This is a genomic window from Affinirhizobium capsici, from assembly GCF_977018625.1.
This window is the reverse complement of the sequence record NZ_CDRNXD010000002.1, coordinates 67,349-81,376: the sequence shown is the minus strand read 5'-3', so window position 1 is coordinate 81,376 and position 14,028 is coordinate 67,349. Positions and strand designations below refer to the sequence as shown.

The 14,028-nt window shown below is 55.2% G+C and carries 13 protein-coding genes; 8 read left to right on the top strand and 5 right to left on the bottom strand.

Annotation, left to right across the window (positions count from 1 at the left end; genetic code table 11):
• Positions 1–218: 218 nt before the first annotated feature.
• Positions 219–956, bottom strand: coding sequence for a DUF3750 domain-containing protein (locus AC0JZ1_RS00455; RefSeq protein WP_471880891.1), 738 nt, complete (start codon positions 954–956; stop codon positions 219–221).
• Between the two features lie 95 nt (positions 957–1,051).
• On the opposite strand from AC0JZ1_RS00455, the gene AC0JZ1_RS00450 reads away from it, so the two are divergent.
• Positions 1,052–2,056: an asparaginase gene (locus AC0JZ1_RS00450; protein WP_471880475.1), complete on the top strand. Its 1,005-nt coding sequence runs from the start codon at positions 1,052–1,054 to the stop codon at positions 2,054–2,056.
• Here AC0JZ1_RS00450 and AC0JZ1_RS00445 read toward each other — a convergent pair.
• On the bottom strand, positions 2,053–2,472 hold the full coding sequence (locus AC0JZ1_RS00445) for a hypothetical protein (RefSeq protein WP_471880474.1): 420 nt from the start codon (positions 2,470–2,472) through the stop codon (positions 2,053–2,055). The two genes, AC0JZ1_RS00450 and AC0JZ1_RS00445, sit on opposite strands and share 4 nt — an antisense overlap.
• Before the next feature lie 113 nt (positions 2,473–2,585).
• On the opposite strand from AC0JZ1_RS00445, the gene AC0JZ1_RS00440 reads away from it, so the two are divergent.
• Positions 2,586–3,206: a glutathione S-transferase family protein gene (locus AC0JZ1_RS00440; RefSeq protein WP_471880473.1), complete on the top strand. Its 621-nt coding sequence runs from the start codon at positions 2,586–2,588 to the stop codon at positions 3,204–3,206.
• A 37-nt stretch (positions 3,207–3,243) separates the two neighbouring features.
• On the opposite strand, the gene AC0JZ1_RS00435 is transcribed toward AC0JZ1_RS00440, so the two are convergent.
• Together AC0JZ1_RS00435 and AC0JZ1_RS00430 are read right to left on the bottom strand one after the other, a co-directional pair.
• Positions 3,244–3,909: a glutathione S-transferase family protein gene (locus AC0JZ1_RS00435; RefSeq protein WP_471880472.1), complete on the bottom strand. Its 666-nt coding sequence runs from the start codon at positions 3,907–3,909 to the stop codon at positions 3,244–3,246.
• Positions 3,910–3,974: 65 nt separating this feature from the next.
• A complete protein-coding gene (locus AC0JZ1_RS00430; protein ID WP_471880471.1) occupies positions 3,975–5,366 on the bottom strand; it encodes a TIGR03808 family TAT-translocated repetitive protein in 1,392 nt (463 codons plus the stop codon).
• A 240-nt stretch (positions 5,367–5,606) separates the two neighbouring features.
• Between AC0JZ1_RS00430 and AC0JZ1_RS00425 the strand changes: the two genes are divergently transcribed.
• Positions 5,607–7,133, top strand: a complete 1,527-nt coding sequence (locus AC0JZ1_RS00425) for a diguanylate cyclase domain-containing protein (protein ID WP_471880470.1) — start codon at positions 5,607–5,609, stop codon at positions 7,131–7,133.
• Between the two features lie 45 nt (positions 7,134–7,178).
• Here AC0JZ1_RS00425 and AC0JZ1_RS00420 read toward each other — a convergent pair whose 3' ends face one another.
• A complete protein-coding gene (locus tag AC0JZ1_RS00420) occupies positions 7,179–7,691 on the bottom strand; it encodes a MarR family winged helix-turn-helix transcriptional regulator (protein WP_471880469.1) in 513 nt (170 codons plus the stop codon).
• Positions 7,692–7,807: 116 nt separating this feature from the next.
• On the opposite strand from AC0JZ1_RS00420, the gene AC0JZ1_RS00415 reads away from it, so the two are divergent.
• The 5 genes from AC0JZ1_RS00415 to AC0JZ1_RS00395 all read left to right on the top strand — a co-directional run bounded on the left by AC0JZ1_RS00415 (position 7,808) and on the right by AC0JZ1_RS00395 (position 13,983).
• Positions 7,808–9,310 carry an MDR family MFS transporter gene (locus tag AC0JZ1_RS00415; protein ID WP_471880468.1) on the top strand — a complete coding sequence of 501 codons (1,503 nt, stop codon included), beginning with the start codon at positions 7,808–7,810 and terminating at the stop codon, positions 9,308–9,310.
• A gap of 43 nt (positions 9,311–9,353) precedes the next feature.
• Positions 9,354–10,364 (top strand): ligase-associated DNA damage response exonuclease, encoded by a 1,011-nt coding sequence (locus AC0JZ1_RS00410; protein WP_471880467.1) that lies wholly within the window; start codon positions 9,354–9,356, stop codon positions 10,362–10,364.
• Positions 10,365–10,368: 4 nt separating this feature from the next.
• Positions 10,369–12,012: a cisplatin damage response ATP-dependent DNA ligase gene (locus AC0JZ1_RS00405; protein ID WP_471880466.1), complete on the top strand. Its 1,644-nt coding sequence runs from the start codon at positions 10,369–10,371 to the stop codon at positions 12,010–12,012.
• Between the two features lie 227 nt (positions 12,013–12,239).
• Complete coding sequence (locus tag AC0JZ1_RS00400; RefSeq protein WP_471880890.1) at positions 12,240–13,088, top strand: alpha/beta hydrolase family protein; 849 nt, start codon at positions 12,240–12,242, stop codon at positions 13,086–13,088.
• Positions 13,089–13,218: 130 nt separating this feature from the next.
• On the top strand, positions 13,219–13,983 hold the full coding sequence (locus AC0JZ1_RS00395) for a L,D-transpeptidase (RefSeq protein ID WP_471880889.1): 765 nt from the start codon (positions 13,219–13,221) through the stop codon (positions 13,981–13,983).
• Positions 13,984–14,028: the final 45 nt, after the last annotated feature.

The following is a 14,028-nucleotide window of genomic DNA, read 5'->3' as shown; positions in this document are numbered from 1 at the left end:
TGTGATCATGTTCAACGAAACGAAAGGAGGTGATCCGATGTCTAATGAGAATGCGGTTTGCAGGACGGACATGGGAAAGGTTGCGGTTTTGTTGGGGCAGTCCCCGACCTGACTTCACCTCCAAGGTATCGATTGCTCTAAGCGATCATCCGGTTCGTCATCGAACCAATACTCATGGAAGGGTCGCGCAAGCGGCCCTTTTTCTGTTTTAGGCTTTTTCAGATGCCGATGCGTCCAATCGCCGGAATTTTTATGCCGGGCCGCGAGAGATCAAGTCCGGCAACCAGACCGAGGAAATGCACCTCCAGGCCGCTACGCGCGCCCACAGAAATGCCTGCCAACCCGCGCAGTGTCACATGGAAGTCGCGCCAGTCTTCATCAACATGCAGAAATTTGCCATTGGGGAGATAATCCCGCCCGACAGCATGTGGTGGTAGTACCGCTCCGAGTTGTGGAACACTTCTGAGAACGAAGGCGACGAAGCTGTTGGAATTAGGTCCGGGCCAAATCGTATAACTACCTGGCTGAGAGTAGGGATAAGCCGCTATCGCTGCTTCCACATCCGGAATCAAACGCTCAGCCGCCGCTCCGCTGAACTGCGCGACGATATGTGGCTCGTTGGAATACCAAAACGCATCTGCGGCCCAGCCATTACGCCGGATGGGACTGCCCCATCCCACCTTGTCGTAGCGGGAATAGGTTCTGGCATTCTTGTTCTTGATAACGATCCAGGCATGACTGGACACCGCGCCCTTTAAACCGCCGGTCGTTGCCGAGAAAACGTAAACGGCGGCATCCGGCTGTGTTGCAGGATCAGGCAGAAGCTTCGCCGACCCCCAATTTGCTTCGCTCCATCGTCCGGGCCGTTTCTGCAATGCCCAATAAGCGGCGGACGCAAATGTAGGTAGAAGATAGATAAGGAAAATTGCCAAGGCCATACGTTTTATAATTAAGATGGATGTCATCACGCGGATATCCGGCAAAACGAACTGGTTGAGGCGTTGGGTTCAGGCTATCAAGGCATCAATGGCAGCGAAATGTGGGCAACTCCATGCAAAATCCCGTGACAGTTGAAGTGACCAGAGGCGAGTATGTCGAAAGCTGGCATCGTGGCATGGCCGTGGTGGTGGATGGTCGTGGTAAGACCCTGTTCTCGATTGGAGATGTCGAAGCGCCAATCTTCCCGCGCTCAGCTTGCAAGGCGATGCAAGCCTTGCCGCTGATTGAATCGGGGGCTGCGGACGCTTTTGGCCTGACACAGCGAGAGCTTGCGCTGGCTTGTGCTTCTCATTCCGGAGAGCAGGCCCATGTGGAAACAGCATCAGCAATGCTTTTCAAAGCGGGTCGAGATGTCGGCGCGCTGGAATGCGGTGCCCATTGGTCGCTGGATCAGAAAACCTTGATCAATCAGGTGCGCATGTTGGATGCACCGACATCGCTTCACAACAATTGCTCCGGCAAGCATTGTGGTTTTGTCTGCACTTGTGTCCATGCTGGCTGGGCGCACGAGGGTTACAGCAATTACGATCACCCGCTTCAGGCAGAAATTCGAGCTGTCATGGAGAAGCTAACCGGCGCCAAGCTCAGCCCCGGCCTCTGCGGAACGGACGGGTGCTCAATCCCAACCTACGCGCTGCCGCTACATTCGCTAGCGCTCGGATTTGCCCGGATGACGACGGGGATCGGTCTATCAGCGCTGAGGGCGACGGCATCCAGGCGGCTTATGGAAGCCTGCATGACCGAGCCATTTTTCGTGGCCGGAACAGATCGCGCTTGCACGAAGGTCATGCAAATCGCACCGGGTAAAATATTTGCTAAAACCGGCGCAGAAGGAGTGTTCGTGGCTGCTTTGCCGGAGCAGGGTTTGGCCATGGCCGTGAAGTGCGAAGATGGCACGACGCGTGCAGCGGAATGCATGATCTTCGCACTGCTGGCGCGATATTTCGAGCCCAATAGCGAGACGCGTGCCAGGCTCGAAGGGCTCGCAAGCCGGACCATAAAAAACTGGAATGGGATACCGGTTGGCGTCATCCGTCCGACAAAGCTGTTGAATTAAATACCCTCGCCGATGCGCGCTGTGCCTTTTTGGCCATTGTCGCGAATCCAGCGTAGGGTCGTTTCGCCAGTTCTATAAAGCTCAAAACACATGGGCGCGCCTTTGTACCAGGTCTTGAACTGTTGGCAGAGGCGGTCGCCCTTGATCCACCATTTGCCACTATCATTGGGTTGGGCAAAGCGACCGAGACCAACGGCTTCGCCCGATCCATCCACCACCCCGGATCTCCGATAGTTCAGCGGAAATTCACCGCCCATGGGCGTGGCAAGATAAACGCGTTTGCCGATAATCATTTTCTGTATCTCAGGGGCGGTAAAGGCTTCATCCGCTGCTTGGGCCGCCTGAAAAAAGTTGATAGGCGTTGAAACCAGCAGCATCGCCATCAGTTTGACGGCCAGTCGGGGCTTGCACATCATGGTATCCTCCGGTCACCTTAATTTTGGTCCTAAAGACGTGATGACAGAGGAATTGGATCACCCATTCAGTAGAACGTGCTACTCGTATGCCTATAGGTTTGGAGGGTTACGTTGTGTTTCAATTATTCTTTTCACCAAGCGCCTGCTCGCTTGCCAGCCATATCGCGCTTCGTGAAGCCGGACTGGCGTTCGAACTGAAACGCCTAAAGTTTGGCGAAAACCAACAGCGTTCGGATGATTATCTCAAAATCAATCCGAAGGGCCGGGTACCAGCTTTGGTAACCGAGAAAGGTACGCTGACGGAAACGCCAGCGATCCTGCTATTCATCGCGCAGATGGTTCCGGACAAGCAACTCGCGCCTTTGGAAGATGCGTTTCAATTGGCCAGATTGCAGTCCTTCAACAGCTTCATTGCGTCGAGCGTGCACGTGGCCCACGCTCATGGACCGCGCGGCTATCGCTGGGCAAGCGAACCGACTTCATTTGAGGATATGCGGCGCAAGGTTCCCGATACGATGCGAGCTAATTTTGCCCTCATTGAAGCCGACCTCGATGGGCAATGGGTCATGGGTGATCGCTACACTGTCGCCGATCCCTATCTCTTTGTCATGTCTAGCTGGTTAAAGGGTGATGGTGTCGAAATCGCCGAATTTCCGAGAGTTGAGGCCCATTACCGGCGTATGCTGGCGCGTCCGGCAGTTCAGGCCGCATTGGAAGCTGAAGCAAATGCCTGACGCGCAAGGCGTCAGACCATAGAAAAGCGGTTGTCCGTTAGACCGGGCCGGATGCAGGTTCAGCCGTGCGCTTGTTCCACATCGTCTTGAACGCGGGCCGTGCTTGCATGCGTTCAAGCCAAGCCTTCAGGTGCGGACGGTTCTCAAAAAGCGCCGCATTCGCCTGCGCGTAGCGAACAATTTCTGCCAAGTTAATGTCGGCTACGGTAAAGCGAGCACCCACTGAAAATTCATGATCGGAAAAGTGTTTCTCCAGAACATCGAAAGGGCGCACCAAGCTGTGTGCTGCGTTGTCAATAATGGCTTTTGTCTCGGCAGTCTGCTCGCCCATGGCCGAGAACGTAATTTTCAAAGCCGCAGCTTCGATTTCTGTTGCGGCAAAGAGTGACCATTGAAGCATTTGCGCATCCTCAGCCAGATCCTTCGCACCAAGATCACCGCCGTACTTTTTGGCCAGGTAAAGGGTAATTGCAAGCGACTCGTGAAGGATCAATCCATCGTCTTCCAGTGAAGGGATGGTTCCCATGGGATTGATGGCGAGGAAAGCTGGCGAGGTTGTGTTGATCGGTGCATCCGCTGCTTGCGGATTGTCCAGCCGCTTGGATTGCAGAACCGGCACATGCTCGAAAGGCATGCCGATTTCTTCCATGAGCCAAAGCGGGCGGGTGGCACGTGAACGATAGGCACCGTAGATTTTCACCATGATAATTGATCCTGCATTTCAGATCGCGTGATACGATATTGAAGACTGCCAAAAAGCAAGGGGTGTCAGATCTTACTGTTGCCGCTCAGGGTCAGATTAGCTGGCAGCTTGGGAGCATCCACCAAGTCTTGGGTGACGGCATCATGCCAGCGGTAGCCGACGATGGCACCCTTCGGTACGGTCTCAAAGAGGTTGTTGGTGATGATGGCCTTCCCCGCCTCCTCGACGACAGAGACCGCTATCCCGGTTTGCGACCGCCTTAGCATATTGCCGTTGACCACCACATTGCGCAGGTACGGCCCCCAGCCAGCCAAAATCCCAAAGCGCGCAATATCTTCTATGACATTCGCAGAAATGACTGCATCGGCTTCCGCAACAATGCCAAAACCAAAGCCGACATTATCATGAACATAGGGTCCTTTATCGCGGATGTTGCGCACGAGGTTGCCGTTAATGACGGATAGTCGCCCACCTTGGTCGAAGTTCACAGCCGATATGCCGTTCGCGGCACCATCAACCAGATTGTTTGCAATCAACGCTCCCTCGAAGCTGAATTCGGAGTAAATGGCCGTTTCACCACTGTTAAGGCATTGATTGTTGATGATTTGAATGTTGGAGGCTGTGTTGGCACGCACAGCGGTGAAGGCGCTGTCGACAATGTGGTTGTCACTTACGATGACATTGTCGGCCTGGTAGATGTTGATGGCATTGCCAAAGGGGCCTGTGCCCCCGTTATCCGCACGGACGCGCGAAATGCGATTGCCACGAACTACGCTTCCGTCTTTGCCCTTGTTCCATCGGTGAACCAATATCCCGCCGTTTCCGCAATCGCTCACCTCGTTATCGGTAAGGGAACTTTGAGAGCTATCAACAGCGTAGATCGCGTAGTCGGTGACAAAGCCTATGCGGTTTTCCCGAACTTTGGCCCTGCAGTTTTCAAGATAGATTCCGCTTGTCGCTGATCCAAGGATTTCGCAGTTTTCAATCGTCAGATCGGAAACATTGCGGCATTCGATCAGCGCCTTCGCACCGGAACTGATAGCGCGATTGCCCCCATCGAAAACCAGGTTTGAAAGGCGAAGCGTATTCAGATTACTCGCATGGACGAAATGCCCTTCGCCGGAGAACCGTATGCGGCTTGAACCCGGGATGCCAGTCAGCTGCAATCTATCCGGCAGTTCCAGTTTAGATAGATCGTAGGTGCCTGGTGATAGAAATAGAGGTTGGTTCTGGGCTACGGCTCTGCGCATCAGCTCGGTAAAACGTCTCGTATCGGTTGATCCCGCGTCCGCGACGAGGCCGAAGCTTTCCGGTCCACTTGTGCCACGCAGCGAGGTTGTACCTGGCTTGCCATTGCTGCCGTTGCTCTGCGCCAGTGCAGCTTGACCCACTGCTCCTGCTGCAATGATTAGAGGTAAAAACTTCCGTCGTGTCAGCAGGTTGCGTGTGTTTTCCATTAACTTCGACTATAAGTTACTGGTGCATTTTATCCCATAATGAGACGAGCCTACACCTTTTTGACCGGCTTTCCGGGATGATCTCAACTTTCTACCTTGCCGATTAAGTAACAGGAAGGGTTTCTTCTCCATAATTTCCCGTACGGGACTGATGCGTGCATAGTTAAGTTGCCTGACCGCCCTATGATGAGAGGAAGGTCTATCCGAAAGCGACAGACTGAGCGCGAGGGGAGGGTAAGCATGACGAATGGCATTGCTGGCATGGCGACCGCTGGGTGGCCGGAAAAATCACTCACGCACCTGCGCCATCGCTTGATCCATAATTCGACGGAATATTCAGACATCGGCGGGGACGCATTGGTCATGCAAACGCTCGATGCACGTACCCTTTTGGACCAGTTCAGCGAAGAGGTTTACATGACCGACCGTTCGGGTCGGCTTGTTTTTGCCAATGCTTCGGCCCTGAGGCGCATCCGAGGGAACTGTCCCGATGCCTTCAGTGGAGAGTTGCTGGCAGATCACTATGCAGACGAACGCCTGGAGCTCGAGCGCCAGCTGATTAGTACCGGCCAATCGGACGAGCGTGAGGAACGCGTCATTGACTTCACTGGACGCACAATCTGGTATGCGACATCGCGCATGCCTTTGCGTAATGATGATGGTCAGGTTGTGGGACTGATGGTGATGTCTCGTGATATCACCGACCGTAAGCAGCATGAGGAGTTGCAGTCCGCTCATGCGTTGACACTGGATATGATCGCGCGGGGCCATCCGCTGCCCGACATCCTTGCCAATATCTGCCGGGTCGTGCAGCACGCGCTCATAGACATTACCGCCTCTATTCTGTTGATGGATGAAGACGGAGAAACCTTGCGCCATGGGGCCGCTCCAGACTTGCCGGATGCCTACAACAAGCTGGTTGATGGCCTTCGCATAGGTCCGCGTGTCGGGTCATGCGGAACAGCCGCCTGGCGGCGTACTGGCGTCGTTGTCAAGGATATTCAGGTCGATCCTCTTTGGGAGGATTTCAAGGAGCTTGCTGGCGTATTTGGATTGCGCTCCTGCTGGTCAACTCCACTGCTGGCCTCGGATGGCGTTGGCCTCGGCACGTTCGCTCTCTACTCTCAAACCGTTCGCGAACCGACAGAAAGGGAAACGCTCTTTACTGCGATGGCGGCGGATTTGGCCGGTATCGCTATCGAGCGCTCCCATACGGAGCGCAAGATGCAGCATCTGGCTCATCACGATCCTCTCACAGGCCTTCCGAACCGCACGCTTTTTTGGCCGCAGTTCAGTCGGGCTTTACACGAGGCACGCAGGGAATCGCGGAAGGTGACCGTCGCATATCTCGATCTCGATAACTTCAAGCAGATCAACGATGGCTGCGGTCACGCGATGGGCGATGAGGTTCTTAAAACCGTTGCTCAGCGCATCGCGCAATCAATTCGCGCAAGCGATCTCGTTGTGAGGCTCGGAGGGGATGAGTTTGCCATCGTCTTCAGTAATCCGGTGCAGGAAGAAGTTGGCGTCATTCGCAGACTAGGGGAAATCAGAGAGTTGATTTCATCGCCGATCGAGTTTGATGGTCTCAAAATGAACCCAACCTGTAGTATGGGAGTGGCTTTCTTCCCAAACGACGGCACGACCCCGGAAGAGTTGATCGCAAAGGCGGATGCGGCAATGTATGGCGCCAAGGCAGCCGGGCGTGACACGCTTGAGATTTCAGGCCGCTGTCCGCAGACATTCGGAGCAGAGTTCGAAATTTAGATCAGGTCCGAGCCAATAGTGCGTTAAAGGGCGCTCCGACATGCTTTAAGTGTCGGCGCGATCCGTTGGTTGGGCAATGCGTTCAAAGCTCTCAATAAAGCGTTCAAACAAGATGCCGAATTGACGCCGCTCATCAAGCGTCCATTCATTCATGGCGCGCTCTACAATTGCCTGCTTGACCGACCTGACCTCTGCTAGCAGTGCTTCCCCGGCCTCAGTAATTTCTACCAGAGAGCGACGTCCGTCTTCCTGACATGCGACCCTTACCAGAATGCCTTGCCCGACCAAATCTGCAACGAGGCGGCTTCCACGGGAAGCATCGAGCCGCATTGCTTCTGCAATTGCGCCCACGGTTGCTTCTCCACCTTCCACCCGAATACGGCGAACACTATCCAGAGTGTCCAGCTGTGTTATATCCAGACCCGGCGACACGCGATCAATGGCCAGACGGCTGATAACACGCCGACCCATCATCAAGCGCATCCGCGTCATGGTGTCACCCACGCGAACAGTCTCTTCGTCCCACTCCCGCGCTGTCAAATCCGCCTTATCAGTCATGTGCGTGTGTCTATCAAATGCGGTATCACTTTCAAGCTTACGATCGACTAATGTTATTGTCATTGACAATTATATGCGTTTAGCACATTTCTTTTCGGAATGTCAGGAATTTGTCAATGGATATGTCTTCCCTCCCGCCGCAGCCTTTGGTGAACAGTCACGCAATGCGGCTTGTCATCTTTTCATTTCTTCTAACCGCCATGTTCATGGCGACGCTCGATAACCAGATCGTTTCCACAGCCCTTCCAACGATTGTCGGTGAGTTCGGGGAATTGGAACGATTCGGCTGGGTGGGCTCCGCCTTTCTCCTCGCAACAAGCGCAGTCATGCCTGTCTATGGCAAACTGGGCGACCTGTTCGGTCGCAAGTACGTCATGATCGCCGCCGTCACGATCTTTGCAATTGGCTCGCTTCTTTGTGGCCTTGCCTGGTCCATGAATTCGCTCATCGCAGCGCGTGTGTTTCAGGGGCTTGGCGGCGGTGGTATCATGGTTTCCATCTTTGCCATCAATGCCGATCTGTTTGAGCCGCGTGAGCGCGCTCGCTATCAAAGCTATTCCAGCCTTGTGATTATGGCTTCAGGCAGCATCGGTCCCCTGATCGGCGGTACAATGAGCGACCTGTTTGGATGGCGCTCCATCTTCCTTATCAACTTACCCATTGGCATTGTGGTGCTCGCAGGCCTGATTTTCCTTCTTCCAAACCGGCGCCCAAATCGTCAGCCACGGATCGATTATTTGGGGGCGATTTTGCTCGCTGCCGCAAGCACGTGCGTCGTTTTAATGACGGACGCTATCTCCCTGTTCGGCTCGCTTTTCACTTGGCAGGCAGCCATGGTGTTCGTCATCGGTCTGCTTGCCGCACTTGCTTGGGTTGCTGTAGAGCGCCGGGTGCCTGAACCCATTGTGCCACTTCGTCTCTTCAAGGACAGCACGTTTTCGTTATTTCTCATCGTGTCGTTGATGACTGGCGGCGTTGCCATTGGCATGGTCAATTACTTTGCGCTCTTCCTGCAAACCACCACTGGGTTGTCGCCAACACAGGCTGGCCTCTTCTTTATTGCGATCACTGGCGGCATCGTTATCGGTTCATTATCGGCAGGCCGGCTCATCTCGATCACGGGGCGATACAAGCCTTTCTGTGTAGCGGGGCTCGTTCTCAACATCCTGATGCTTGTCGCCTTTTCGCAACTGCACGCGGGCACGCCGCTTTGGATCGTGGCTGCCATCATGCTGTTCCAAGGGCTTGCAGTCGGTCTTGGTCAACAGGCACCAATCATTGGAGTGCAGAATGCAACGCCGCGTGCTGACGTAGGATCTGCCACTGGTGCGGTGACGCTGACGCGCATGGGCGGAGCAGCCATAGCGATTTCCGTTTACGGGGCGATCATTTCCGCATCCATGCATGGCGTCACTATTCCTGGCGTTGCCAATGCCGGTGCCATTTCTCCGGACCAATTGGCGCAGCTGCCAGACACTGCGCGCCAAGCTGTCGCCAATGCCTATGCTGCAGCGTTTGAGCCAATGTTCCTCACCGCCGCTGCCTTTGCAGCCGTTGGTTTGCTGGCTGCCGTGATGCTGAAGCCGGTGCGATTGCCAATTGCGGAAAAGAGCCGCTGAACTGGCTCTTTCAAAGGTGGTTCTGTCGCCTATGTTATGACTCATGAAACCAGAGGCGCTGCTGCATCCAACCCCGGCCGGTCTGTACTGCCCGATTGGCCGATTTCATGTCGATCCGGTGCGGCCTGTCGAGCGAGCGTTAATTACGCACGGCCACTCGGACCATGCCCGAGCGGGCCATGGTAGTGTTCTTGCTACCCAGCAAACGCTAGACATCATGGCCATCAGATATGGAGAGGATTTCACGCTTCAGGAGCAGGTCGCTGCCTTGGGCGAACGGATTGATGTAAACGGCGTCACCGTACACTTCCATCCAGCCGGTCATGTGCTGGGGTCCGCGCAAATCGCCATCGAAAAGGACGGGCTGCGTATTGTCGTTTCTGGTGATTACAAGCGTGGTGTGGATCCCACTTGTACGCCTTTCGAGCCAGTGCCCTGCGATGTCTTCATTACAGAAGCCACCTTCGGGCTTCCAGTCTTCCACCATCCTGATCCAAAAGCAGAGACTCGCAAGCTGTTGGCTTCCCTGAAGCAGTTTCCAGAGCGAACGCACCTTGTAGGCGCCTATTCGCTTGGCAAGGCGCAGCGGGTTATCCGGCTCATCCGCGATTGCGGCTATGACAAGCCCATTTTCATCCATGGTGCACTGGCTAGACTTTGCGAATACTATGTGTCGCAAGGCGTAGATTTGGGTGAGCTTCGGCCTGCCACGTTGGAAAAGAAAGATCCCTCGGCCTTCCACGGTGCCATTGTTGTGGGGCCGCCGTCGGCATTCCAGGAACGCTGGGCTCGCCGGTTCAACGAGCCGCTCATTTCCTTCGCTTCGGGATGGATGATGGTGAGACAACGTGCCAAGCAGGGTGGGGTGGAATTGCCGCTGGTTATCTCTGACCATTGCGATTGGCCCGAACTTCTCGAAACGATCCGCGAGATTGCGCCTCAGGAGGTTTGGGTAACGCATGGTCGCGAAGAAGCGCTTGTGCGTTTGTGCGAGCTTCAGGGCATCCCCGCGCGCCCGCTGCATCTTGTCGGCTATGAAGATGAGGGGGATTGAAACGATGAAACCCTTTGCGACCTTACTGGACAGGCTGGTTCTCACTCCATCGCGCAACGGCAAGCTCACCTTGTTGAGCGATTACTTTCGTGAAACGCCTGATCCCGACAGAGGCTATGGTCTGGCAGCGTTGGCTGGCACACTGGATTTGAAGGGGATCAAGCCCGCTCTCCTCAAGGAACTTGCACTGGAAAAGCTCGATCCGGTGCTGTTCCAGTATTCCTACGATTATGTGGGGGACCTGGCGGAAACCATTTCCCTTATCTGGGATGGGGGGCAAAAGGAGCGCGTGCCCGATGGGGATCAACCAAGCCTCAGTTCCGTCATCCAACGGATGAACAGCCTCGGTCGTACCGAAGTGCGGGCGGCGGTGCGCGATCTGCTTGATCATCTTGATCACTCCAGCCGTTTCGCATTCCTCAAACTTGCGACGGGGTCTCTCCGTATTGGTGTTTCGGCGCGTCTCGCCAAGCAGGCGCTGGCAGAGATGAGCGGTAAGGATGTGACGGAAATCGAGACGCTCTGGCATGGTCTTGAGCCACCTTATGTTGAGCTATTCTCTTGGCTTGAGGGGCGATCTGACAAGCCTGTGCTTGCAACGCCTGCAATTTTCCATTCCGTCATGCTGGCTAATCCGGTGGATGATGGGGATCTGGATAAGCTCGATCCCGCCGATTATGCAGCCGAATGGAAATGGGATGGCATTCGCGTCCAGATGTCGAGCTTTGGCGGCACCCGCAAGCTCTACTCCCGCTCCGGCGATGACATATCCGGCGCATTCCCGGATGTGATCGATGCCATTAACTTCGAAGGGGTTGTCGATGGCGAGCTTCTGGTGGGCGGCACCGCACGTTCCAATAGCGCGACGCGCTCCTTCTCCGATCTCCAGCAACGCCTGAACCGCAAAGCGGTCAACAGCCGCATGATCAGTGATTACCCAGCCTTTGTGAGGGCCTATGATCTTCTCTTTGAAAGCGATGTCGATGTGCGCAGTGAAACATTTGTTCAGCGTCGCGTGCGGCTGGCTGAACTGATCCAACAAGCGCCGCATGATCGCTTCGATCTCTCCCCCTTAGTCTCGTTCGAAAGCTGGCTGCAACTCGATCATCTACGGCTCGATCCGCCTGATCCGGTGATCGAGGGGGTGATGATCAAGCGGAAAGATAGCGTCTATCAGGCCGGACGATTAAAAGGACCGTGGTTCAAGTGGAAGCGCGATCCATTTAACATCGATGCCGTGATGATGTATGCCCAGAGGGGGCATGGCAAGCGATCCAGCTATTACTCCGATTTTACCTTCGGCGTATGGACTGACATTGACGGTGCGGAGCAGCTGGTGCCGGTCGGCAAGGCCTATTTCGGTTTCACCGATGCGGAACTTGAGGTGCTGGACAAGTTTGTGCGCGATAACACGGTTGAGCGGTTTGGCCCGGTCCGGTCTGTGCGAGCACAACCAGATTTCGGTTTTGTTCTTGAGGTGGCCTTCGAAGGGATCAATCGCTCCTCGCGGCACAAGTCTGGAGTAGCCATGCGGTTTCCTCGCATATCACGTCTGCGTACGGACAAGCTTCCCCGCGACGCCGATCGGCTCGAGACTTTGACTGCAATGGTAGAAGCGAAAGTTGGAGCTAGAGTAGATCGGTCCTGATGCTGCTCACGTAGTGTTGCTATGAACAGCAGGCATAGCCTGTTTGCGGACCGTGATTTAACTGATACGTCATGCATATCTGGTGCGAGGGCTCTTCAATGCAGATTAACCGCCGCCTTCTTCTTTCCGCCATTGCAGTGAGCTTGGCTGTTCCCAGCAAGCTTTTAGCTGAGGAACAGAATGTGACGGAGGCCAATGCTGCTGTTTCGCCTGCACAGCCAACGCCCATGGCAGACAAGCCACTGCCTTTTTCGGTGCCGGAAATGCCGCCGCTCGAAAAGCTGGATTATGCGGATGCACGCGCACGGTTCAAAACAAGGTTGATCGTTGACGGACCGGCGCCAGAGGTTGCGCCGCCTTTGGGCAAGCCGGATGGCGCGCAAAGAGTAACTTATCCGGGCGGGCCGGAAGGATCGCTGCCGCTTATTGCCTGGGTGAATGAGTATCAGCCTTCGACGTCACTGAAGCCTGCAGTTCTTTTTCTGCACGGTGGGAATGCGACTGGCGAGGGCCACTGGCAAATGATGAAAGCCTACGCCGATGCGGGTTTTGTGGTGATGCTGCCATCCTTCCGGGGGGAGAACGGGCAGGCAGGAAACTATTCCGGTTTCTATGATGAAACCTCCGACGCTCTTGCTGCTGCTCGCTACCTCGAGGGGCTGCCCGGCATTGATAGGAATCGCCTCTTTCTTGCCGGTCACAGCAATGGCGGCACGCTATCCATTCTTGCCTCCATGACTGTGAGAAGTTTCAAGGCAGCAGTGCCTATCTCCGCAGGCGTTGATGCCTGGCGTTATTTTGGCCGCTACCAGAAGGAAATTCGCTTCGACCCGAAGAACGAGCAGGAGTTCGTCATGCGCTCCTCGGTTTGCTTCGGCGGCAGCATCAAATGCCCAACGTTGCTCTTGCGTGGAACGGAGGAGCGGCCCTTCGACCATGCGCATCAATTGACCATGGAGCGTGCAAGGGATGCAGGCGTGAAAATCGATCATCGACTGCTACCGGGAACCCATAATGGGGTGGTGCCGGGGGCTATCGCCGAAAGCATCAAGTTCTTCAAGCAATACGGAGCTTGAACGATCGGCAGTCCAGCTTCGCGCCAGTTGCGGCTGGCAGGATCGTCTTCGACGTCATCCTGCCGAAAGCTGTTCCATGCTGTTTCACTCTGTTCGTTCGCTGCCCTTTGCCAAGTTCGCCATCATCCTGATGACGTCCAGCAGTCTGTCTGGCTGCCTCTTCGTGCAGGATACCAGCTTGATGAACCCGGATGTGTTTGTGCAGCAGACTGCTCCTGTCTTCTACAATCCGTCTTCACCGCCTGAGCCGCAGATGCAACCGACGCAGAAGGCTCAGCCAATTCCGCAAAAGCGGCAGCTCTACCAGACGCAGTTCCACCAAACCTATGGCTTGCCGATTTCCAACCCAGTCAATCGCACCTATTACGCTTCCATTCGTGATGAAGGTCATACGCTCCCAGCAATACCCTATTCTCGCATCGACCAGCGCTATCTGCGACAAGAGGTTGATTACCAAACCACAGAGGCGCCGGGCACCCTGGTCGTCGATACCAAACAGCGTTTCCTCTACCTTATTCAGTCGAATGGTAAGGCCATCCGTTACGGCGTTGGCATCGGCAAGGATGGCTATGGCTGGTCAGGACGGGGCGTTATCCAATGGAAGACCAAGTGGCCGCGTTGGACGCCGCCCTCCGAAATGGTGCAGCGCCAGCCAGAGCTTCGTCAATTCGCGGCAGCCGAAGGCGGCGCGACGCCGGGCTTGAACAACCCCCTTGGTGCGCGCGCACTTTATATTTTCAAGGACGGCAAGGACACGCTTTACCGTGTTCACGGCACCCCTGATTGGCAATCTGTGGGCAAGGGCACATCCTCGGGCTGCGTGCGCATGCTCAACCAAGACGTGATCGATTTGTATGATCGCGTGCCAGCCTCCAGCCCAATTGTTGTCTTGTAGTCATATTGTGTGGTCTCTTGATCACAGTCAGGTCACAAAGAGATG